Source organism: Cohnella cellulosilytica (assembly GCF_042431195.1).
Taxonomy (GTDB): Bacteria; Bacillota; Bacilli; order Paenibacillales; family Paenibacillaceae; genus Cohnella; species Cohnella cellulosilytica.
The window spans coordinates 77,012-98,216 of record NZ_JBHMDN010000033.1 but is presented as its reverse complement, the minus strand read 5'-3'; the positions used below and the strand labels follow the sequence as shown (position 1 = coordinate 98,216).

At 58.1% G+C, this 21,205-nt stretch carries 18 protein-coding genes and 1 pseudogene; 2 read left to right on the top strand and 17 right to left on the bottom strand.

All coding sequences use genetic code 11. The features are described 5' to 3' along the window. Positions 1-14: 14 nt before the first annotated feature. From ACFFT4_RS22935 to ACFFT4_RS22915, 5 genes are all read right to left on the bottom strand, one after another. On the bottom strand, positions 15-620 hold the full coding sequence (locus tag ACFFT4_RS22935) for a TetR/AcrR family transcriptional regulator (RefSeq protein WP_378051196.1): 606 nt from the start codon (positions 618-620) through the stop codon (positions 15-17). A gap of 204 nt (positions 621-824) precedes the next feature. Further along, positions 825-1,256 (bottom strand): L-fucose mutarotase, encoded by a 432-nt coding sequence (gene fucU / locus ACFFT4_RS22930; protein ID WP_378051194.1) that lies wholly within the window; start codon positions 1,254-1,256, stop codon positions 825-827. Between the two features lie 76 nt (positions 1,257-1,332). Continuing rightward, positions 1,333-2,826: a rhamnulokinase gene (locus ACFFT4_RS22925; protein ID WP_378051193.1), complete on the bottom strand. Its 1,494-nt coding sequence runs from the start codon at positions 2,824-2,826 to the stop codon at positions 1,333-1,335. 20 nt (positions 2,827-2,846) lie between these two features. Next, complete coding sequence (locus tag ACFFT4_RS22920; RefSeq protein ID WP_378051192.1) at positions 2,847-3,503, bottom strand: class II aldolase/adducin family protein; 657 nt, start codon at positions 3,501-3,503, stop codon at positions 2,847-2,849. A gap of 154 nt (positions 3,504-3,657) precedes the next feature. After that, the gene (locus ACFFT4_RS22915; protein WP_378051191.1) at positions 3,658-5,448 is read right to left on the bottom strand and encodes an L-fucose isomerase; all 1,791 of its coding nucleotides are present in this window, start codon (positions 5,446-5,448) and stop codon (positions 3,658-3,660) included. Between the two features lie 126 nt (positions 5,449-5,574). Here ACFFT4_RS22915 and ACFFT4_RS22910 point away from each other — a divergent pair, with 126 nt between their 5' ends. Next, positions 5,575-6,588 carry a LacI family DNA-binding transcriptional regulator gene (locus tag ACFFT4_RS22910; RefSeq protein ID WP_378051190.1) on the top strand — a complete coding sequence of 338 codons (1,014 nt, stop codon included), beginning with the start codon at positions 5,575-5,577 and terminating at the stop codon, positions 6,586-6,588. Positions 6,589-6,751: 163 nt separating this feature from the next. Here ACFFT4_RS22910 and ACFFT4_RS22905 read toward each other — a convergent pair whose 3' ends face one another. Next, the gene (locus ACFFT4_RS22905; RefSeq protein ID WP_378051189.1) at positions 6,752-7,489 is read right to left on the bottom strand and encodes an SDR family oxidoreductase; all 738 of its coding nucleotides are present in this window, start codon (positions 7,487-7,489) and stop codon (positions 6,752-6,754) included. 162 nt (positions 7,490-7,651) lie between these two features. On the opposite strand from ACFFT4_RS22905, the gene ACFFT4_RS22900 reads away from it, so the two are divergent. Further along, on the top strand, positions 7,652-8,569 hold the full coding sequence (locus ACFFT4_RS22900) for an AraC family transcriptional regulator (RefSeq protein WP_378051187.1): 918 nt from the start codon (positions 7,652-7,654) through the stop codon (positions 8,567-8,569). A gap of 58 nt (positions 8,570-8,627) precedes the next feature. On the opposite strand, the gene ACFFT4_RS22895 is transcribed toward ACFFT4_RS22900, so the two are convergent. From ACFFT4_RS22895 to nfsA, 11 genes and pseudogenes are all read right to left on the bottom strand, one after another. Next, entirely contained in the window at positions 8,628-9,788 is a 1,161-nt protein-coding gene (locus ACFFT4_RS22895) for a glycoside hydrolase family 88 protein (protein WP_378051186.1), read from the bottom strand. 90 nt (positions 9,789-9,878) lie between these two features. Next, a complete protein-coding gene (locus ACFFT4_RS22890) occupies positions 9,879-10,721 on the bottom strand; it encodes a carbohydrate ABC transporter permease (protein WP_378051185.1) in 843 nt (280 codons plus the stop codon). Position 10,722: 1 nt separating this feature from the next. Continuing rightward, positions 10,723-11,628, bottom strand: a complete 906-nt coding sequence (locus ACFFT4_RS22885; protein WP_378051183.1) for a carbohydrate ABC transporter permease — start codon at positions 11,626-11,628, stop codon at positions 10,723-10,725. 374 nt (positions 11,629-12,002) lie between these two features. Continuing rightward, positions 12,003-13,352, bottom strand: a complete 1,350-nt coding sequence (locus ACFFT4_RS22880; RefSeq protein WP_378051182.1) for an ABC transporter substrate-binding protein — start codon at positions 13,350-13,352, stop codon at positions 12,003-12,005. Between the two features lie 120 nt (positions 13,353-13,472). After that, positions 13,473-15,251 carry a cache domain-containing sensor histidine kinase gene (locus tag ACFFT4_RS22875; RefSeq protein WP_378051181.1) on the bottom strand — a complete coding sequence of 593 codons (1,779 nt, stop codon included), beginning with the start codon at positions 15,249-15,251 and terminating at the stop codon, positions 13,473-13,475. 54 nt (positions 15,252-15,305) lie between these two features. Further along, the gene (locus tag ACFFT4_RS22870) at positions 15,306-16,898 is read right to left on the bottom strand and encodes a response regulator (RefSeq protein WP_378051180.1); all 1,593 of its coding nucleotides are present in this window, start codon (positions 16,896-16,898) and stop codon (positions 15,306-15,308) included. A gap of 261 nt (positions 16,899-17,159) precedes the next feature. After that, the gene (locus tag ACFFT4_RS22865; protein WP_378051179.1) at positions 17,160-18,200 is read right to left on the bottom strand and encodes a sensor histidine kinase; all 1,041 of its coding nucleotides are present in this window, start codon (positions 18,198-18,200) and stop codon (positions 17,160-17,162) included. Continuing rightward, positions 18,193-18,888, bottom strand: coding sequence for a response regulator transcription factor (locus ACFFT4_RS22860; RefSeq protein ID WP_378051178.1), 696 nt, complete (start codon positions 18,886-18,888; stop codon positions 18,193-18,195). The genes ACFFT4_RS22865 and ACFFT4_RS22860 overlap by 8 nt, the downstream gene beginning before the upstream one ends. Positions 18,889-18,973: 85 nt before the next feature. Continuing rightward, a pseudogene (locus ACFFT4_RS22855) lies at positions 18,974-19,351 on the bottom strand (VanZ family protein); the annotation flags it as partial. 14 nt (positions 19,352-19,365) lie between these two features. Then, entirely contained in the window at positions 19,366-20,271 is a 906-nt protein-coding gene (locus tag ACFFT4_RS22850; protein ID WP_378051177.1) for a M15 family metallopeptidase, read from the bottom strand. Between the two features lie 151 nt (positions 20,272-20,422). Next, complete coding sequence (gene nfsA, locus ACFFT4_RS22845) at positions 20,423-21,160, bottom strand: oxygen-insensitive NADPH nitroreductase (protein WP_378051176.1); 738 nt, start codon at positions 21,158-21,160, stop codon at positions 20,423-20,425. Positions 21,161-21,205: the final 45 nt, after the last annotated feature.

Genomic DNA, 21,205 nt, shown 5'->3' with positions numbered 1-21,205 from the left:
CGGCTCCGCAAGCTTCACCCTTCACCTTCGCGTCGAACGATCCCGTACAGAAACGTCTCTACCGCCGAACGATACAGCAAGAGCGCTTGCTGTCGGTCCATTTTTCGCGAATGCTGACTCAGTCCGTAGATCAGACTATCCAAAATAACGGCCGATCTGTCGGCTTCGAAGGGCGGAAACTCCCCGTTGTCGATCCCCTCTTGAAGCAGCTTGCGGTTAAAGCTGACATACCCCGCGATCATCTCGGCCATTCGCTCCTCGACGTCGCCCGCTTTTTCCGAATTGTTGTAAAATTCGTCCGCGGCTTTCGTCAGCGGATGATTCAAATTTTCGAGCACAAGCTGCTCCGCCATTCCGAAGAGCTTCTCCGTCGTCGTCGAGTAAAGCCGTTCCTTCTCCGCCCAACGGCTCTCCCACTCGCGATCCCACTCCTGGAGCAAATACAGAAACAAGCCTTCCTTGCTCTTGAAGTGGTAATAAATATTGCCGGCGCTGCTTCCGGTCGCGTTCACGATATCCTCGATGGAGGTCGCCTTGTAGCCCTTCTGGACGAAAAGGGCTTTCGCCGCGTCGGCTACCTTCTTCTTCGTCTGCTCGCTTTGCAGCTTCTTCTTGTTCATAGGAATGCCTCACCGCCAATTTCACTGAACGTTTATTCAGTATCTTAACGAAAAAAAGCCGGGATTGCAAGCGGAACTTGCTTCCCGGCCATCGACGCGAGCTCTCCGAGCGCTTGTACTGGGTATCGTCGAACTGTCGTCCGGCCCTCTCGCGCCTCTTCGGAGCGTTTCCGTGCGGCTTCGCCGCTTCGGACCTCTTGCCGTTTATTCCGCGATAACGCCCTTTTTCAGAATCAGGTTGGCGTACAGCGCGTTCTCCCCCGTGGCTACAATCGCGTACGCCTTCTTGGCGCGCTCGTAGAAGGCGAAGCGCTCGACTTCCTCGAAAGGCGCGGCCAGACCGGTCCGGGCCTCGATAATTTCCCCGTATGCGTTCCAGATCGGCGTCTCGACCGTATCTCCCGGCATCACCTGCATGAGCGCGACCGGCTTGTCTACATATTGGTCCAGCGGAAACAGCTGCAGAATCGCGTCCAGCAGCTCCGGCGCGCCGTGCCCGTCGGCGCGAACGAGACGCTGCGCATGGCTGGCGGCCGGGAAGTTGCCGTCCGCCAGCACGATCTCGTCGCTGTGGCCCATCTCCATCAAAACTTTCAGCAATTCCGGCGAAATCAGGCTCGATATTCCTTTTAACATCCGAAGCCACTCCCTCTCGACTCGATCATAACGGGATCATACCCGTCCCATCCGGAGCGCATTCCCGCTGCCCGGATCATACCCGGCCAAAGCCAAGGAACGTCTCGTAAGCTTCCGCCCACCCGGCATCCGCTTGCGGTTCGTAGACGTCCACCGGGAACGACGCAGCGACAAGCCCGCGCGCCTCCTGCAAGTCCTTGCACTCGCCGAGCGCGACAAGCTGCATCAGCATGTTGCCGATCGCGCTCGCCTCGACCGGTCCGGCCCATACCGGCTTGCCGATCGCGTTAGCGGTAAACCCGCACAGCAGCTCGTTCTGGATGCCGCCCCCGACCATGTGAAGGCCGCCGTAGACGCGCCCGGTCAGCTTCTCCGCCTGCTCCAGCGCCTGACGGTAACGCAGCGCCAAGCTCTCGAGGATGCAGCGGACGATCTCGCCTTCGCTCTGCGGGATCGGCTGCTTCGTCTCCGCGCAGAACAAGCGGATCTTGTCGGCCATGCCGCCGGGCGAGAAAAACCGCGGATCGTCGGGATGAACAAGGCTGCGGAACGGCGCGGCTTGCTCCGCCAGACGGACCAATTCCGGAAAGCCGATCTCCTTGCCCTGCTCGTCCCACTCCCGCTTGCATTCCTGCAGCAGCCACAGGCCCATGATGTTTTTCAGCAGCTGGTACGTGCCGCCCACGCCGCCTTCGTTGGAAAATTCCAGCTCCATCGTCTCGGGGCTAAGCAGCGGTCCCGCCATCTCCGTTCCAAGCAGCGACCAAGTCCCGCACACGAGGAAGGCGAACGGCTCGTCGCCGGCCGGGACGGCGGCGATCGCCGATTCGGTGTCGTGCGTGCCGACCGCCACCGCCCGGATCGCGGGCACGCCAAGCTCCTCCTGCACTTCCGGGGAGAGCGGGCCAACCACCGTACCCGGCTGCACCGGTTCGAGGAAGAGATGCGAAGGGATTCCGAGCCTATCCATCAGCTCCGTATTCCACTCCTGTCGTGCCGGATCGAACAGCTGCGTCGTCGTCGCCATCGTGAATTCGCACGATTTGACTCCGGTCAGCAGGTACGCCAGCAGGTCGGGCGTCAGCAGCAGCGTCTTGGCGACCTCCAGCTTCGGGGAAGCGGCTTTCACCATCGCATAGAGCTGGTACAGCGTGTTGAACGGCATAAACTGCAGGCCGCTCTGCTCGAACAGCTCGCGCCGGCCGATCAGATAGCTGACCTCTTCGATCAGCCCTTCCGTATGCGAATCACGGTAATGGTACGGATTGCCGAGCAGCTCGCCGTTCGCGTCAAGCAGCCCGAAATCGACGCCCCACGTATCGATGCCGAACGTCGCCGGCTCGTAGCCCATCTGGAAGGCGAAGCGAATGCTTTTCTTCATCTCGTGCAGCAGCCGAAGCGTATCCCAATGCAGGTGCTGGCCGACCTGAATCGCGTGATTGGGGAACCGGTGAACTTCCGTCACTTCCAGCCTGCTTCTGCCGCTATCCCCTTCCGTCAGCCGGCCGACAAGCGCGCGGCCGCTGCTGGCGCCCATGTCGAAGGCCAGCACGGCGGCTCCTTTCGTCATCGCCTTTTCCTCCCTCGGCGTCATTTCATTTTCTGCAGCAGTTCGATCCGGTATGCCTCGCTTTCGAGCGAAGCGATCTCCTCGAATTCTTCCTTCGTCAGCACTTTAGGCTCCTTGATCGCCTTGGCGATCAGGAAAATTTTCGCGCTTTCCTCGACGACCTCCGTCCGGTAATACGCCTCGCGCAGGTTGCGCCCCGTCGTCACCAGCCCGTGGTTGCCGAGCAGAATCGACGAGTGCGCGATTTTCTCCACGACCGCGTCGGCCAGCTTGTCGGTCGTCGGCAGCACGTAATCGACGTACACCGTTTTGCCGACGAGCGCGGCCTGGTCCGGGAACATGATCGGCAGATCCTTCTCCACAAGCGTAAAAGCGATGCAGTAAGGCGGGTGCGTATGCACCATTGCCCCGATGTTCGAATTTTGGCGGTAGGCGTACAGGTGCATCAGCACTTCCGAGGACGGGCGCAGACCGATATCGGTAATATCGCCTGTCTCGATATCGACCTCCACCCATTGCTCCGGCTGGATTTCATCCAGCGCGAAGCCGCTCGGGGACAAATACATTTTGCCTTCGTGACGCGCGCTGAGGTTGCCGCCCGGTCCGACGACCAGCTTGTTGGCGACCGTCTTCTGCGCGTATTTGCATAATTCTTGGCGAATTTCCTGGCTGCTCATTGTCGCATGACTCCATTCTTATGAACAAACGGCTGCCGCCCGTCCAGACAGGGAACCAGGGCGTGTCTGAACACCCGCTCAGGGGCGCCTTTCGGCAAAATTTGCCGCCCTCGGAGGATTCAGACACGCCCTTGCGACAGCGTTGTCGGTTTTATTATTTATACAGCGGTCCGAAGTTGGTGCATGCCCGGAAGTCCGCGCTTTCCGGATTGTCCGTTCCGAAAAGTCCCCATGCGCGAGGACGGAACACCTTCTCCTCCGACACGTTATGCATGCTCACCGGGATGCGCAGCATCGAAGCCAAGGTGATCAGATCGGCGCCGATATGGCCGTAGCTGATCGAGCCGTGGTTGGCCCCCCAGTTGTCCATAACGTCGTAGACGTTCTTGAACGCGCCCTTGCCCGTCAAGATCGGAGCAAACCAGGTCGTCGGCCAGGTCGGATCGGTCCGCTGGTCCAGAGCGTCGTGCACCTCCGGCGGCAGGTCGACGGAATACCCTTCCGCGATCTGGAGCACCGGTCCGATGCCTTTGACCATGTTCAAGCGGGACATCGTCAGCGGCATGCCGCCGCGGGTCAGGAAGTCGGAGGAATAGCCGCCCCCCCGGAAATATTCCACGTTCGCCGGGCGCCAGGAGGTGGCGTCGAGACATTTCTGCGCTTCCGCTTCGGTGATTTCCCAGAACGGCTTCATCGCCGGCTGTCCGTCCTTCGTCTGCTCGCCCGTGCCGTCCATCGTCGCCGAGCCGGAGTTGATCAGATGCAGAATGCCGCCCGCAGCCGCGCCGGACAGCTTGTGGCCCGTCACGCGCTCAACGGAATCGGCGCTCCAGTAGGTGCGAACGTCCGCAAAAATTTGCGCCGTATTCGTCAGCAGGTTGCCGAACAGCATGACCGCGCCGTTCAGGCTGTCGTTCTCCGTCGCCACCATGTACGGAGCGCGAATGCCGTTCCAGTCGAACGAAGAGTTCAGAATCGTCTCCATGAAGTCGCCGTTCGGGAAGTGGTCGGTCCATTGCCGCTGGCCCTGGAAGCCGCCGACGATCGCGTTGTGGCCCTGCGCCTCTTCGCCGAAGCCGAGCTCGGCCAGACGCGGGTTGCCGACCATCAGGTCGCGGGCGATAATCGTCATCTTGACGACCGTCTCCCAATCCTGATCCTTCTTGGCGCGGCTGGATTGAATGGCTTCCGCGTTGTTGTCCGGACCTTCGATGCAGTTTTTCTTCACCCAGGCAAGCGCTTTCTCATACTCCGCCGGATCGTAAATCTGCTCGTCGAAGCGGCGAACGAACTCGCTCATATCGATGTATTCCGTACGCAGACCGAGGTACTCCTGGAAGAAGGCGTCGTTGACGATCGAGCCCGCGATGCCCATCGAGACCGAGCCCATCGACAGGTACGATTTGCCCTTCATCAACGCAACCGCCAATCCCGCTCTTGCGAAGCCGAGCAGCTTGCCCTTGACGTCCTCGGGAATGTCTGTCGAGCCCGCGTCCTGAACGTCGTTGCCATAGATGCCGAACGCCGGCAGTCCTTTCTGCGCGTAAGCGGACAAGACGGCGGCCAGGTAAACCGCGCCCGGACGCTCCGTGCCGTTAAAGCCCCAGACCGCTTTCGGAACGGCCGGGTCCATGTCCATCGTCTCCGTGCCGTAGCACCAGCAGGGCGTAACCGTAATCGAGACGCCGACGTTTTCCTTGGCGAACTTGCTCGCCGCGGCCGCGGATTCCGCGACGCCGCCGATCGTCGAATCGGCGATCACGCACTGCACCGGAGTGCCGTCCGGATAGCGAAGGTTGTCGGAGAGCAGCTTGGCAACCCCTTTGGCCATGTTCATCGTTTGTTCTTCCAGAGACTCGCGGACGCCTCTGCGCCGGCCGTCAATCGTCGGACGAATGCCGATTTTCGGAAATTCGCCTTTCCATCTGAACTGTTGGTCTGCCATGTGGTTAGCCTCCAATGGAATAAAATAATGTTACCGATAACCTCAAGTTACCAAGGAAAACGCTTGCTGTCAATTCTTTAATTTTGTAAGATAAAAGAACATAATGACGACAAGGAGCTTATCTCCATGGTTACGATCTACGATATCGCCGCCAAAGCCGGAGTGTCGGCGATGACCGTCTCCAGGGTTATCAATAACACCGGCAAAATCAGCGATAAAACCCGGAACAAGGTGCGCCGCGTGATGGAGGAGTTGAACTACGTGCCCAATCAGATGGCGCGCAGTCTCGTGCTCCAGCAGAGCAACGTGCTGTTCCTGCTCATAACGGACATTACGAACCCCTTCTATACAACGCTGGCCCGAGGCGCGGAGGATGCCGCCAAGAAGCATGGCTATCGTCTGCTGTTCGGCAATTCGGACGAGAGCGTCGAGAAGGAAAAGGATTATATCGACACGATTCTGGCGACGCGGGCGGACGGCGTGCTCCTCGCGCCGACCGGCGATCTGTCGCTGCCGCATTTGGAGACGCTGCGGCTGCATCGCGTTCCGTTCGTGCTGCTCGACCGCGAGGTGCCGGGCATGGACAGCGACGTCGTGCTCGGCGACAGCAAGGAAGGCGCGCGCAAGCTGGTCGACCATCTGACCTCGCGCGGACACCGGCGGATCGCGCTCATTAACGGCTCGCCGCTTATTTCGAGCGCGCGGCTGCGGCTGGAGGGCTACCGCGAGGCGCTGAAGCTGAACGATATCCCCTTCGATCAGAACGATGTGCTGGAAACCGCGTTCGAGCCCAGAAGCGATCTGAGCGAGATCGAGAGCTGGCTGGATCGCATGTCTCCGCCTCCGACCGCCATCGTCGCCGGCAACAACGTGCTCGCCGTCGAGGTCATTCGCACCCTGCACGCACGGGGCGTCCGCGTTCCGGAGGAAGTGTCGGTCGTCTGCTTCGACGATCTCGGCCCTTACTCCGAGATCGATCCGTTCCTGACCGTGATCGCCCAGCAGGCCTACCAATTCGGCTACCTCGGCACGCAAATGCTTATCGACCGCATCCAGGAGCGCGACGTCACAGGCCTCCCATGGAAAAAAATCGTGCTCCCCGCCGACATGATCGTTCGTCGGTCGGTGAGCACGATTTAGCTGGCTTAGGGCGTGTATGCATACTCCGAGGAAAGCAGATATTGCCGAATTTTCGTGCCATGCCAGGAACTTTTGTGAAGGCGTACCGGGGGTACGTCAAAGGGTCGAAGCAGGGGGCGAAAAGGCGGTGAAAGATGCCCCTGAGCGGGTTTGCATACACGCCCTAGTTGAAGCCCCCGTTAACCCGGATCGTTTGTCCCGTAATCCAGCGGGCTTTGCCGCTGACGAGCAGCTCCACGGCGTCGGCGATGTCTTCCGGTTCTCCGAGGCGGCCGAAGGCGTTCATGCGGCGGAAGGAATCGACCAGTTCCGGAGACTTGCCGTTCAGGAACAGGTCCGTGGCCACCTGCCCGGGCGCGATGCAGTTGATCGTGATGTCCCGAGGACCGAATTCCTTGGCCAGCTGACGGGTCATCTGCTCGACCGCCCCCTTCGTCGCGGCATACACGCTGTAAGCCGGCAGCATCGCGCCCGATACCGACGTCGAGAAGTTGATAATGGCGCCTCCCCGCTCCATATGCTTCATCGCTTGTTGGCAGGCGAAGTAGGTTCCTTTGACGTTGATCGCAAAATGGCGGTCGAACGTCTCCTCCGTCACCGCCTCGATCGGTTCCGTCACCATTATTCCCGCGTTGTTGACAAGAATGTCGATTTTTCCGAACCGCTCCAGCGTCGCCTCGAACAAGCTCTCGATCTCCCGGGTGCTGCCGATATCGGCGCGAATCGCCGTCGTCTGACCTCCGGCTTGCTCGATCGTCCGTACCGCCTCGTGTGCCTTGTCCGGATTCGAGGAATAATTAATCGCGACCTTGACGCCGGATGCCGCCAATTGCCGGGCGATCTGCCGGCCGATCCCGCGCGAGGCTCCCGTGACGATCGCTACTTTCCCGTCCATGCTCATGAATCTCTCTCCTTTACGGCTTGCCGCCTTAGTTTGAACCTTACGGTCCTATTTTAACGCGGGCACGCGCCGGCCGGTTAGTTCGATCCTTTCCCCTTCTTGCCTAATCCTCTTCGCTTTCTCTATAATGGAACTACTTTTGCGGAAACGGAGGCTCTCCGGATGGACATCCTGAACGAATCTGTACGCACGGAAAAAGCCTTGCGGCAGCTGGCCGACCTGATCGACCGCCACGCTCCCTCGAACGGAACGCATCCGACCGCCATACCGGGACTTTCCCTGCTGCGCGCCATCGATTCGACACTGCGGCTGGACTCCGTCTACAAGCCCTCGATTTGCGTCGTGGCGCAAGGCACCAAAACGGCGACCGCGGCCGGAGAGACGTATCGCTACGATCCTTCGACCTATCTGGTGACGGGCGTGGAGCTGCCCGTCTTCGGCAGCATCGTCGAGGCCTCCCCCGACGTTCCCTATTTAAGCCTGAAGCTCGGCTTCGAGACCGACCTCGTTCTGGAAGTGGCCAAGCATGCCGACACGCCCCTGGTCGACGCTTCGCCGACAAGCGGCATCGCCGTTAATCGGACGTCTGCGGACCTGCTCGAAGCGCTCGTTCGACTGATGCGGCTGCTCGACGCTCCCGGGGAAATCCCGTTTATGGCGCCGCTGATTCTTCGCGAAATCGTCTACCGCACCTTCCAGGACGATCAAGGCGCGATTCTGTACCCGTTTGCGGCGATCGGCAGCCATGCGCACGGCATCGCGCAGGCGATCCGCCTGATCAACCGGCAGTTCGACCGTCCGCTGCCGGTGGAGCAGCTGGCCAGATCGGCGAATATGAGCGCCTCTGCCTTCCACAAGCACTTCAAGCGCATCACGGCGATGAGTCCGCTGCAGTACCAGAAAACGGTGCGCCTCCAGGAAGCCAGAAGACTGATGCTGTCGGAAGCCGTCCCCGCCTCCGACGCCGCCTTCCGGGTCGGCTACGAAAGCCCGTCCCAATTCAGCCGGGAATACGCCCGAATGTACGGCAAGCCCCCGGCCAGAGACCGAAGGGAGCTGAGCCCGGCTAACCGCGCTTGACGGGAACGATCGGGGAAAGCAAAGACGGAGCGGCTTTAGCCGCCCCACCTGTTCCCGCCTACCACAGATACAAATCGTTGCCCTTTAATTTGAAGACGGCTTCCATGAAGTAATAATCGCCGTAAATGATGGCATGATGATGCGCGGGGGCGTGATAGGCCCCGGAGCCGTTCTGCAGGATGGCGTCGGAGCGCTCCGACCAATCGCTGCGGGACTCGTCCAGCGTTCGCAGCAGCTTAAGCGCCGCATTCAGATAAACGTTCTTCTCGTAAGGGCCGACGGCTTTGGCGATTTCGATCAGGCCGCAAGCGGCGATCGCGGCGGCCGTATCGTCCTCGCGCCGCGGCTCGGCCGGCTGCCGGAAATCGACCGGAATGACGCCGCTGTCCGGAATGTTGGCGATAAAATAATGCGCGATCCGCTTCGCCGTATGCAGGTAGTCCGCTTTGCCGGTATGAATGTAGCTCATCATGAAGCCGTACAGCGCCCACGTCTGTCCTCTCGTCCAGGACGAGCCCTCCTCGTAGCCTTGTCCGCCGTACGTTTTCACCACGCCGCCTTGATGCGGATCGAACTCGACGATATGGTTGACCGATCCGTCCGGACGTACGAAAGCCTCCATCGACGTATCGGCGTGCTTCATGGCGATTTGCTTAAAGCGCGGATCGCCCGTCTCCTCTGAAGCCCAGTACAGAAGCGGAATGTTAAGCATACAGTCGATGATCGCCCAGCCCCGCGTATCCTTGTCCTCCAGGTCGTTCCAGGCGCGGATGAAGCCCCCGGCCAGATTAAAGCGGCCGGCCAGCAGGTTGGCGGCATGCAGCGCGCGCTTGCGCGATTCCGGATTTTTCGTGACCCGGTAGTTGGCCACGCTTGTCGGCAGCCACATGAAGCCCACGTCGTGATGCAGGCCGTAAAATTCCTGAAAGCCTCGATCCAGCTTGGCCTCGGAGATCTGGGCGATTTCATTGTACTTCTCGTTGCCGGTCTCGTGATGCATCAGCCTCATCATGCCGCCCCAGAAGCCGTTCGTCCACCAGCAGATGCCGTCCGCGGCGTCGCCGGTCGGGTTGCCGGCGGACCGGTCGTCGTAGGTGCCGTCGACCGTCGTATAAGGGATTTTGTGCCGCGTTTTTTCGCTGACCCCATCCATTTTTCGCGTGATTTTTCCGATTAGGCCATCAAGCCAAACCTTGTCCTCTCCCGTCACCAACGCCATAAATAAACCCTCTTTCCGTATGCTATACCGGCCTCTCCGCTTATTGAATCGGCCTCTCTATTCGCTAAACCGGCCTCTTCGCCTAGCGCATCAGCCTTTGATCGCACCCGACGACACGCCTTTGACGAAATACTTTTGCAGCGACAGGAACGCGATCAGCACCGGCACCAGCGACATCGTCGTGCCCGCGAAAATCATGTCCCACCGCGACGAGAATTCGCCGACGTAGTAGAACAGCTCGACGATCATCGTCTTCGTCTCCCCCGACGGCAGCACGAGCATCGGCATCAGAAAGTCGTTCCAGATGCCAAGCCCCTGCAGCACGACCATGCTGGCCGTCACCGGCCCGAGCAGCGGAAAGACGATCGTCCAAAACATTCTCAGCCGGCTGCAGCCGTCGGTCTCCGCCGATTCCTCGATCTCGCGCGGCACGCCCTTCAGAAAACTCGTGTACAGCAGGACGCCGAAGCCTACCGATCCGGCAATGTAAATCATGATCGGCCCAAGCAAGTTTCCGAACAAGCCCATCATATTAAGCTGCTTGAACAGCGGGATCATGTATACCTGGAACGGCACCATCATTCCGAACAGGAAATAAATGTAGATCGCGTTTGTCCATTTCCGGTTCGTCCGTTCGATCGCGTACGCCGCCATCGGGATGACGATAACCATCGCGGCGATCGAGCCGACGGTCAGAATGCCGCTGTTGAGCATCGCCTTCGGATAATCGGTTTTCGTCAGCAAATACTTAAAGCTCTCCGTATAGAAGCCGCTTGGCAGCGCAATCGCGTCGCGCAATATTTCCGAGTTGGACTTGAAGGCGGACATGATATTGAAGGCGATCGGAAAGACGAATACGAGCGCGATGACCAGCGTGAGCACGAACAGGATCGCATGGCCGGCCGTAACCGGCTTTTTGGCGGTTTTGCCCATCTTACATCTGCACCTCCCTCTTGCGAAGCAAACGAATCTGCACGAGCGAGATGATCAGGATCAGCGCGAACAGCACCATCGCGAGCGCGGTTCCGAAGCCCTGCCGGCCTTCGCCGAACGCTACCCTGTATATGATGTAAGTCAACGTTTCGGTCGCAAAGCCCGGTCCTCCGTTGGTCATGACGGCGATCTGGTCGAACAGCTTCAAGGAATTGATCATCGACAGCATGACGCATACGGTCGTCGCGCCGGCCAGCAGCGGGAACGTCACGTGACGGAATTGCTTCCATTTTCCGGCCCCGTCGATGCTTGCCGCCTCCAGCAGCTCCTGCGGAATCCCCTGCAGCCCGGCCAGATAAATAATCATATAGTAGCCCGCCGACTTCCAAACCGTTGACAATATAATCGATAGCAGCGCAAAATCCGGGTTGCCAAGCCAATCCGTCTTCAGGGAGCTTAAACCGACGGCATCGAGCAATTGATTAACGACCCCGAAATTGTAGTTCAAAATAATCATCCAAATAAAACCCATAATGATACCGCTCATCAGCACCGGAAAATAAAAGATGCTGCGAAACAGGTTGCGGAACCAGCGCACCTGGTCGACCAGGATCGCCAGCGCCAGCGCGACGACGTTCTCCAGCAGCACGAGCGCGATCGCCACCAGAATCGTATTTTTCAAGGCGTTATGAACCCTGGGGCTCTCTCCGATTTCCTTGAAATTGTCCCAACCGATATAGCGGATATTTTCGCTGATGCCGTCCCACGAGGTGAAGCTGAGGTAAATGCTGCTCAGCGTGGGCGTCATGACAAACAGGCTGTACAGCAGAAATGCCGGCAAAATAAACCAAATCGCATAACTCCGCCACCCTGATTTCTTTTTTCTTTGCGTTGCCGTGGCGTTCATGTTCGTACCTCCTGCCCTCTGATGCAAGATGGGGCTGTTCCGTAAGTCGTTAATGGGCCAACTATAAAATGATCGATTCGTGAATGTGAGGCTGTGCCGTAAGTCTTTAAAGGGGCAATAAATAAAATGATCCGTTTATTACCATGGGGATATATCTCCTTCCGCTGCTGATACGGTCATGAAATTTGGATTTGTTTAACCCGTGACAGGGTAATTTCATGACCGTATGAGGCAGGCGCTCCGCTCTACAGGAGATATATCCCCATTCTTTTTGCGATCATTTTGGTTGCCCCGGCTTACGGGACAAGCCCATTCCTTTTGCGATCATTTTGGTTGCCCCGGCTTACGGGACAGCCCCGTCCTGACGGCCTGCCTTACTGCTGGTTCGCCTTTACGTTGTTGTCGTACTCGGTATCGGATTGCTTCATGTAGTCGGTTACGTCTCCGTCGTTCACGACGAGTTCTTGCAGAAGCTTGTAGAACCAGTTGCGGAACTGCGGCGGAATCGCGTTGTCGCCGTACCAGTTGTTGATCATCATCGACTTCCGGATCGAGGAATCGGCCATCAGACGGAGCACTTCCTTCATCTGGTCGTTCGTCTCGTAGGTCGCATCGGCCTTGGTCGTCGGAATGCCGTTGACCGTCGCCAGATAAGGGCTGTATTGGGCCGGATCGAAGAAGAACTTTACGAACGCCTTAACCGCTTCCACCTTGTTCGGATCTTTGGCCGCTTCCGCCGACAGAGACCAGCCGGCCAAGGTCGGCAAACCGTTGACGACGATCGAGCCGTCGCGGCCCGGAAGCGCGTAGAAGCCGTATTCGAAGCCCGGATCGGCTTCGGTAATCTGGCCGAACATCCATGGGCCGGAGTAGAGCTGCGCCGCCTTGCCCGTGACGAGCATCGACGCCGTCTGATTGTCCGCCGTGCTCAGCCAGCCTTTGTCCACGTATTTCGAGAACAGCTCCTTGTAATCCGCAATCGCCTGCACCATGCCGGCATCCGTGAAGCTGGCCGTTTGCGCCGTACGCTTCGAGTTCCAGTCCGGATCGTCCTTGTACACGTTGTTGATCAGGAAGTAGTTCACCCAGAAGCCCATGTGGAACAAGTCCTTGCCGCCGACTACAATCGGCGAGATGCCGCTTGCGAGCAGCTTCTCCTGGATCGCGATAAATTCGTCGTACGTCTTCGGCAGCTCGTTGACGCCCGCGTCCGCGTAAGCTTTTTTGCTGTACATGATGCCGTTGGGCGCGTTGCCCGTCATCGGAGCGTTGTACACTTTGCCTTCGTACTCCGGCAGGAACGTGAACAGGTCGTGCAGCTCCGCCGGAAGCTCGGCCAGCTTGCCCGCATCCGCGAACACCTTCGTGTCGCGCATTTCCACCAGATCCGGGAATTCGCCGACGGCGTCCTTCGTTTTCAACCAATCGAGATAGGAATCGCTTGTCGTTTCGCTGATGTTTTTGATCGTAATGTGCGGGTAGGCTTGCGTGAAGGCGTCGATCGTCGTTTCGATCGCCTGCTTCGTCGCCGGGTCCCCGGTTGCGTAAGCGACCGAAATCGTGACCGGAGCCGGCTTGTCGCCCGCCGATGCGGAGCCTGCCGGAGAGCCGGACGGAGCGCCGCTCGCGGAACCGGAATTGCCGTTGTTGCCGCCGCAGGCCGTTAAGACCAGCGACGCCGCCAATACGGCGGAGGAGAGCTTGAATAGCGATTTTGGAGTCATCTGTTTGTTAACCTCCCTATTAGGTATGCTGCGCTTGCGCAAGGATGTTCGTTGTCCTTGATACAAGGTTAACATCGCTCCCTCTCGCGATGAATGAAGTTTTTTAAGCCGCATATGCGGTTATTTAAGAGGTTTGCCGACGATCGGAAAGCTCAGCCGGACGGACGTGCCGACATGCTCCATACTGCTGAGCTCCAGTCCGTAATCGTTGCCGCATACCGTTTTGATCCGGTCGTACACGTTTTTCAGGCCGACGTTTTTGGTCGGAGCTTTCGGCTCCGCGAGCTGGTCCTTTAACCGCTGCAGCTGAATTTCGCTCATGCCGACGCCGTCGTCGTATACGGTGGCGGACAACGTGCCGCCGGCCCGCTCGATCGAGACGAGCACGGTGCCTTTGCCGCCTTTGGGCCGGATGCCGTGCTGGATCGCGTTCTCCACGATCGGCTGCAGCGACAGCTTCAAGATCGGGAAATCCATGCTCACGTCGTCGGCGACGTTCAGCCGCAGGTCGATCCGATTCTCGTAGCGGACGCGGATAATATGAAAATAATCGTTCAGATGGTCGAGTTCCTCCCGAATGGACACCCAGTCCTCGCCGTAATCGATGACGTACTTCAACTGATTGGACAAGGCAAGGATCATGTCGGCCACTTCGCCGTCGTCGTTGTAGACCGCGTTCATGCGGATCGCTTCCAGCGTGTTGTACAAATAATGCGGGCGGATCTGGCTTTTCAGCGCGTTCAGCTCCGCTTGCTTCTGTTTGATTTCCGCGACGTAAGCGTCGTTGATGAAGATTTTGAGCCGTTCCACCATCCGGTTAAAGCCGAACGCCAGACGGCCCAGCTCGTCCTTGCCGTAGGATTGAATCTGTGTATCCAGATTGCCCATCTCGACTTTGTTCATATGCTGCAGCACGTCCCGGATCGGGGAAGCCAGCCGCCTGGACAGCAGCGTGCCCATCGCCAGCAGCGCGATCGTACAAACGACGATGGCGAGATAGACGGCCGATTGCGTGGAGGTTAGTTGGGCGAATAGATTTCGCTCGGATACGCGCATGAGCACGCGCCCCGACAAGTAGGGAATCTCGTCGCTGAACACGAGATAACCTTCGTCGTCGAAGCGGTCGAACACCGCCTCGGTCGGCTCCGCGTTCGCTTTTTCCCCGGTCCGGTTGCTGTAGTAAATCCGATCGGCTCCGTCCAGCACGTACAGCTCGTCATCCTTGTTCAGATTCATCTCCTGGAAAAAGCTGTCCAGCACCCCCGCGTCGACGTCGATAAACAGGCTGCCCACCACCTTCGGCTCCGCCGTCAATGTGCCGGAGATGTCGATCAAGTTGCGTCCGAACGTAATGACGTGCCGGTCGGCGGAATTGTAATAGTCTTCGCCGTGGGTCGGGTAGATCGACAAGTAGTTCGGCTCCTCCGCCAGCGGCTTCAGCCAGTCGGCGACGGGGAGCTGCTCCGCCTGCAGCGGCTTGCTCTGCCTCGTCTGAAAGTACAGCTTGCCGTCCATCGATCGAACGAAATAGACGCTGCGGATGTGCTTGTCGCTGTAGAGCACCGTTCTTAAAAAAGCGGCGATCGGAATGCTGTTGATCTGCTCGTACTCGTTCACGTTGGCGGTCTGGTTGACGGAGATCGTATGCGAATAGCCCTCGTATCTTCCCGTATACATCAGGCGGGTGATTTCGTCGTAGTCGGAAAAGAAGTTGTTGACGTTGTAGCTCAAGTAAAGCGACATCTGCCGCAAATTGTTGACCGTAAACTGCTGGACATGGCCTGTGAACGCTTGCAAAGAAAAGACGCTCAGCGCGATGAGCGGAATCAGGCCAACGAGCAAAAACGCGGCCGAAAATTTGACGAATACGCTGTTCCACCATTTTCGAACGAAAGACATGACGTTCCCTCCGGCAATCTGGATGGCAAGCGGACGTTCCGCTATCCCTCTCGCTCAGTCCTTGAGCGCTTGCTTGAACTCCTGCGGCAGCTTGCCCGTATGCTTCTTGAACATGTCGCTGAAATGCCTGGCGTTGTTGTAGCCGACCCGCTCCGCGATCTCGTACACCATCAGGTCGGTCGTCTTAAGCAGCAGGACGGCCTGCTGCATCCGCAATTCGGTGACGTACTGCTTGAAATTGCGCTTCGTGTGCTTCTTGAAGAAGCTGCTGAAATAATACGGGTTCATAAAAGCGATCGCGGCGACCGATTCCAGCGAAATGTCTTCCGCATAATGAGCTTCGATATACCGAACGATCCGCGCAACCAACGTTTGCTCCCTGCCGGCCGGCTTGTCCCCGATCCGGTCGTACAGCTCCTCAAGCATGTCGACAATGCCGTCGCACATCGCCCCGTACGTCTCGTACTGCCCGAGCCGGCTTTGCAGATGCTGAATGTCGAAGCCCCAATCGGACATCGGCACGTCGGACTTGTTCACTTCCTGGACGATGTACAGAAGCGACGAGAAGCAGGTGGACACGGCCAGCTGGCGATTGCCGACCGTCGCGGCCTTGATGACCTGGAGCAGCGCCTTCATCCTGGACAGCGCATCGTCCCATTCGCCTTCGGTCAGTCCTTTAATAATTTCGGATTGGAGCGTGAACCATTCGTTCTCGCTGTCTTTGCGCCGTTCGAGAACGCGATAACCGATTGCCCGATTCAGTCCGGTAAAATAAGTCATTTCCAGCGCCTGCTCCGCTTGTTCGCGCGAGACGCGCAGCTCGGACAGAACGCGGACCGGATCGCCGACTCCGATGGAAACCTTCAACTTGAGGAAATTAAGGACGTTGTCCCTGATCGCCGACGCCAGCTCCAGCGGTATGCCCGGCTCCTCGCAGCTCAGCACGAAAACATGTTTCCCCGCACGCACGAACGAATATCCTCTGCCGAAAGCTTCGACGCTCTCCTGTACGATATTGCGGACGGCGAACTGGACCAGCTTCTGCGTGGGCGCGGGCCAACGCTCATTATCGTTGCCCTCCGGATCGACCTGGACGATGCCGACCGCATGGAGCGGACCTTCAAGCTTGTCGACGAGATGCGAATAGCCTTCCGCCCGCTCGGACAGCGTCCCTTCCACCAGTTGCTCCAGCCACACGCCCAGCTCTCCGTCCCGATTTTTCCGCTCGAGTTGGTCCAGTTTGCGCCTGCGGCGATCCTCCTCATTTTCCTCGCGGATCAGGGACAACGTCTTGGCAATGACCGCCTCGAGCTCCGTCTTCTTGACCGGCTTGACCAGGTAGTCTACGGCTCCGTAGGCGACAGCATCGCGCGCATAGGAAAATTCCTGATAGGCGCTGATAAACACGGTTTTGATCGGCAGCTCGCGCCGTTTGATTTCTTTGATAATGTCGATGCCGCTGTAGTGAGGCATGCTGATGTCGCTGATGACGATGTCGGGCTTCAGCGCTTCGATTGTCTCCAGCAGTTCCTTCCCGTCATAAGCGAGGCCGACGATTTCCATCCCGTATTCTTCCCACGGAATGAGCTTGCCGAGCCCTTTCAAAATAAGCGGCTCGTCGTCGGCGAGCACTACGGTTATTTTCATGCGGTCGCGCCCCTTTCCCCGGATCGTCCCGTCCGTAACGCCGAAACAGGGACGCGAATAGTCTCGTGCCCCTGTTTCATCTATGCGATAAGTGTGTTCTATTCTAGACCATACGATGCCAAATTGGAATGCGGTTTTTTTAGCGTCGAGTGCCCTTTTTTAAGGACTTTGAACGGTGTTGTCGGCCCCGACGGATTCTGCCGACCCCGGCGGTTGTTCCCGAGGCAGACGAACCTCGAAGACGGTACGCACGACGTCGCTTTAGGCGGAGATGGAGCCTTGGTGCTGCTCTACGATATTTTTGGCGATGTACAGTCCCAGTCCCGTGCCGCCTTCGTGATAGGAACGGGCTTTGTCGCCGGTGTAGAACATATCGAAAATATGCGGAAAATCCTCGGGAGGAATGCGGTCCCCGTAATTGACGATCCGCACGACGGCCTCGTCCCCTTCGGGCAGGCAGTGGACATCGATAAACTCGCCGTCGCTGCCGTAACGCGCCGCGTTGCCGAGCAAATTTTCGAACACGCGGGCCAATTGCTCCCCGTCTCCCCGGATCGCTACCGCCGGAGTTACATGCATCCGGGAGGACAGATTCCGGGCCTCGAGCATCGGATACAGCTCTTCGCTTAATTGAAGCAGCAGCTCGCCGAGATCGACCGGATCGGGATCGATTTTCAGCTTGCCGTAATTCATGCGGGCCACCTCGAACAATTCGTCGATCAGCCGTTCCAGGCGCTGCGACTTCGTATAGGCAATCGTCGTATAATGCCTGGCCTGCTCCGCGGGCAGCGGATCGTTCTTCAGAATATAATCCAAATAACCGATCACTGAGGTCAGCGGCGTGCGAAGATCGTGCGCCAGATTCAGCATCAGCCGCTCCTTGCTGCTCTCGGCAAAATCGCCCCTGGCCAGCGCCTGACGCAGCTTCTCGCCGGCCAGATTGATGTCCCGGGCAATGTCTTCGAATTCGTCCCCTGACGTTATATCGATCCTCGCGTCGAAGTTGCCGGAGGCAAGCTGGTTAATCCCGTCCGAAATATCGCGAAAATACCCCGCATACCGCTTCGTAAGCAGGAAAAAGAACCAGACGGCCAGCGGGATAAAGAAGATCAGAAAGAAGTTGATGTCCCCGATCTGCCGGATGAATTGGCGAACCTGCGTCGACGGGTCCTCCATCTTGGTCGTATAGTAGTAAGATTGGGCGATTTTGTATATGCCGAACGTAATCGCCGCGGCCAGCAGCAGACTAAGGCCAAGCAGCGCGATCATTTTGAAGCGGAAGCTGCGGATTGCGTTAGCCATGGAAGGAATAGCCGACCCCCCATACGGTTTTGATCCGTTTGTTTTTGTTCAGATCGTCGCCAAGCTTCTTGCGCAGCGTGCGAATGTGCACCATTACCGTATTGTTGCCCGCGTAATACGTTTCGCCCCATACCTGCCGAAAAATATGCTCCGTGCCGAACACCTTCTTCGGATGAGCGGCGAGCAGCTGCAAAATATCGAATTCCTTGGGGGTCAGATTCACAGGCTGTCCGTCGACGAGCACCGTCCGCTCCCCCGGATGAATAACGAGGCCTCCGGCCTCGATCGTCTGTCTGCCCTCCCCGGCGGGACGGTTGAACTGCAAGGAACGCCTCAGTTGGGCGTTCACTCGCGCGACCAGTTCCATCGGATTAAAAGGCTTGGTCATATAGTCGTCGGCCCCTTGAATGAGACCGGTGATTTTATCGAGGTCGGAGCTCTTCGCGCTCAAAAAGATGATCGGCATACGGTGCTTGTCGCGGATCTGCCGGGTCGCTTCGTACCCGTCCAGCTTCGGCATCATAATATCGAGAACGGCCAGGTCGATCGTATGGTTCGATATCGCCTCCACTGCCTCCTGCCCGTTCCTCGCCTTGATGCAAAGATACCCCTCGCGGGCCAGATGCAGCTCGACCAGATCGGCGATTTCCGTGTCGTCGTCCGCGATCAGAATCGTAATCCGTTTCACGCGTTTTTTTCCTCCCTGCTTTGGCGAACAGAGCGTACAGCCCCCATCCGACCATCCCTCCCGCCGTATTCAAAATCAGATCGTCCACGTCGAAGCTGCCTATGGAGAAGATCGCCTGGGACGTTTCCAGCGCTAAACTGAGGAAGAACGAGCTCGCCAAGACGTACGCCGCCCTTGCTCCCCTGCCGGCTCCGAGCGCTGCCGCCAGCAGTCCGAACGGCACGAAAATGACGAGATTGCCGTAAAGGTTCAACGAGCTGTGTCCCGTACCGGCGTTCAGCGCGCTCGTTATTTCATGCAGCGGAATCAGATTGCCCTGCTTGATCCTCGCCAGAATACGCGCCGGGTCCCGAAGGCTGATCTTGAGTTGCTCCGTCAAAAAAGCGACACTCGCAAAATGGCCTTTGAACAGAATAATTTTGATTAAAAGATACAAATAGGCGACCAGGATCGCTTGCAGCATAACGATTCGCGGCTTCACGAAGGGCCCGCCTCCTTCGCGACCGGCGAGCCGGCGTCCCAGGTCGTGACGATAACGCCGTCCATATTATCCCCCGAGAGCGTATAGCTGCCCTCGATCGGAATCGAAAGCGGCTTCTTGTCCTTCATCGAATAATAGGTTACCGTATACGCCGTTCCATTCACTTCGGCCTGAATCCGTCCTGCTTCCTGCAAGTAGTCTAAGTACTCTTCCAGCACCATGCCCTGCTTCTGCATGATTGCGCTGTGGGGCAGCCCGACGTAGCGAAAATGCCACGGCTCATGCTGAACGCCGGTAATGTCCGTCTTGTCCTCCGGATAACGCAGCACGAAGCCGTGCCTCCAGGCGTTCTTCTCCAGCCATTTGCCCTCCGGCGCGTCCTTCATCATCCCGAGCGAGGACCCGACGTCGAGCGACAGCCCCAGATTATGCTCGCTGTAGCCCGGCGGGTTGGCGTAATCCGCGCCCATCTTCTCGTACAGCTCGGCTTGTTTCTCCTCGTTCCGGTAACCGCTCGTAATCAGAAAATGATCGACGCCGTCCGCTCTGGCCGCATCGACCATCTCGGCGAAGCGATGCAGCAGCTCCGGAGGCAGCTCGACGCCGTTGTCCAGAACGCCGATTCCTTCCGCCAATTCCGGCTGCTCGAACAGATTGACGACACGGGGCAGCTTTGCCCCTTTCGGTACGGAGTGGCGAGAGTTGACGAGCAGCAAATCTCCCTTGTAAACCTCGTCCGGGGCGATATTCAGCTTCTTCCCCGCGGGCTCCGGCTCTTCCCATCCCGCCGCTTCCCCTTCCAAGACGACGATTTTATTTTCCCCCGAAACCGCCGGCTTCAGCTCGTTCCACCCATAGCCGAGCAGAAGCGCAATCGCGGCCGCCAACAACAGTTTTTTCATAACGCGAAGCCTCCCTTATCTTGCTACAGAATAAAGGAGAGTTTTTAAAAATAAGGCCGGAAAAACCTAAAGAAAATATTAAAAGTGCCTGTTCAAAACGTCGGGTTGCAGTGCCGAGGCCGGCCGTTCGCCTGACGGCAGGCTGCTCTAGCTATCTTTTCAGAAAGCCCTTCTTCGTTAAAAAAGACTGCATGTGCAGACGAGAAGGATTCCCCATTTTTTCCGCCATTTGCTCCGACCAGGAACGGCTCGTCCTGCCTTGGGATCTGGCCGTCATGTACTCGCGCGTGGTTTCGTCGTATTCGGCAACCGCCGGAAGCTCGCTATCGATCCGATAGGCATCTTGGTGGTAAACGGCAGCGAGCGGCAAGCGCGGGCGAAGGACCGGCGCTTGATCGGGATAGCCGAGGCACATGCCGAATACCGGATAGACGCGCTCGGGCAGCTGCAGCAGGTCGGCGACCTCCGAGATGCGATTGCGAATTCCGCCGATATAGACGACGCCCAGACCCAACGATTCGGCGGCTATCGCGGCGTTCTGAGCGGCCAGAGCGGTATCGACGGTCGCGATGACAAAATACTCCGTCGTGTCCGCCTGGGCTTCGGTTCCGTGCAGGGCGGCCACGGCGCTCAGCCGATGCAGATCGGCGCACCACACAAGAAAAACAGGACATTGCTCGACATAAATCTGGTTGCCGCACAAGGAAGCAAGCTGCTTTCTAAGCTCCGCATCTTCAATCCCGATAATGCTATAGGCCTGCATATTGCTCGAAGTAGACGCCATTTGTCCGGATTGGAGAATCGCGTCGAGCTTATCCCGTTCGACGGGAGTCGTCAGAAACTTGCGAATGGAGCGGTGGTTTTGCAGCAAACGGATCGTATCGTTCATCTGGCTTTCCTCCTCTGGTCTTGGAATTCGATAAATAAAAAGGAC

Bases quoted from the DNA above. Each gene is read 5' to 3' on its own strand.
- ACFFT4_RS22850 (WP_378051177.1), bottom strand. From the start codon at position 20,271: ATGAAAAAACTGTTGTTGGCGGCCGCGATTGCGCTTCTGCTCGGCTAT.
- ACFFT4_RS22935 (WP_378051196.1), bottom strand. From the start codon at position 620: ATGAACAAGAAGAAGCTGCAAAGCGAGCAGACGAAGAAGAAGGTAGCC.
- ACFFT4_RS22880 (WP_378051182.1), bottom strand. From the start codon at position 13,352: ATGACTCCAAAATCGCTATTCAAGCTCTCCTCCGCCGTATTGGCGGCG.
- ACFFT4_RS22925 (WP_378051193.1), bottom strand. From the start codon at position 2,826: ATGACGAAAGGAGCCGCCGTGCTGGCCTTCGACATGGGCGCCAGCAGC.
- ACFFT4_RS22920 (WP_378051192.1), bottom strand. From the start codon at position 3,503: ATGAGCAGCCAGGAAATTCGCCAAGAATTATGCAAATACGCGCAGAAG.
- ACFFT4_RS22910 (WP_378051190.1), top strand. From the start codon at position 5,575: ATGGTTACGATCTACGATATCGCCGCCAAAGCCGGAGTGTCGGCGATG.
- ACFFT4_RS22865 (WP_378051179.1), bottom strand. From the start codon at position 18,200: ATGGCTAACGCAATCCGCAGCTTCCGCTTCAAAATGATCGCGCTGCTT.
- ACFFT4_RS22875 (WP_378051181.1), bottom strand. From the start codon at position 15,251: ATGTCTTTCGTTCGAAAATGGTGGAACAGCGTATTCGTCAAATTTTCG.
- ACFFT4_RS22900 (WP_378051187.1), top strand. From the start codon at position 7,652: ATGGACATCCTGAACGAATCTGTACGCACGGAAAAAGCCTTGCGGCAG.
- nfsA (WP_378051176.1), bottom strand. From the start codon at position 21,160: ATGAACGATACGATCCGTTTGCTGCAAAACCACCGCTCCATTCGCAAG.
- ACFFT4_RS22890 (WP_378051185.1), bottom strand. From the start codon at position 10,721: ATGGGCAAAACCGCCAAAAAGCCGGTTACGGCCGGCCATGCGATCCTG.
- ACFFT4_RS22895 (WP_378051186.1), bottom strand. From the start codon at position 9,788: ATGGCGTTGGTGACGGGAGAGGACAAGGTTTGGCTTGATGGCCTAATC.
- fucU (WP_378051194.1), bottom strand. From the start codon at position 1,256: ATGTTAAAAGGAATATCGAGCCTGATTTCGCCGGAATTGCTGAAAGTT.
- ACFFT4_RS22915 (WP_378051191.1), bottom strand. From the start codon at position 5,448: ATGGCAGACCAACAGTTCAGATGGAAAGGCGAATTTCCGAAAATCGGC.
- ACFFT4_RS22870 (WP_378051180.1), bottom strand. From the start codon at position 16,898: ATGAAAATAACCGTAGTGCTCGCCGACGACGAGCCGCTTATTTTGAAA.
- ACFFT4_RS22905 (WP_378051189.1), bottom strand. From the start codon at position 7,489: ATGAGCATGGACGGGAAAGTAGCGATCGTCACGGGAGCCTCGCGCGGG.
- ACFFT4_RS22885 (WP_378051183.1), bottom strand. From the start codon at position 11,628: ATGAACGCCACGGCAACGCAAAGAAAAAAGAAATCAGGGTGGCGGAGT.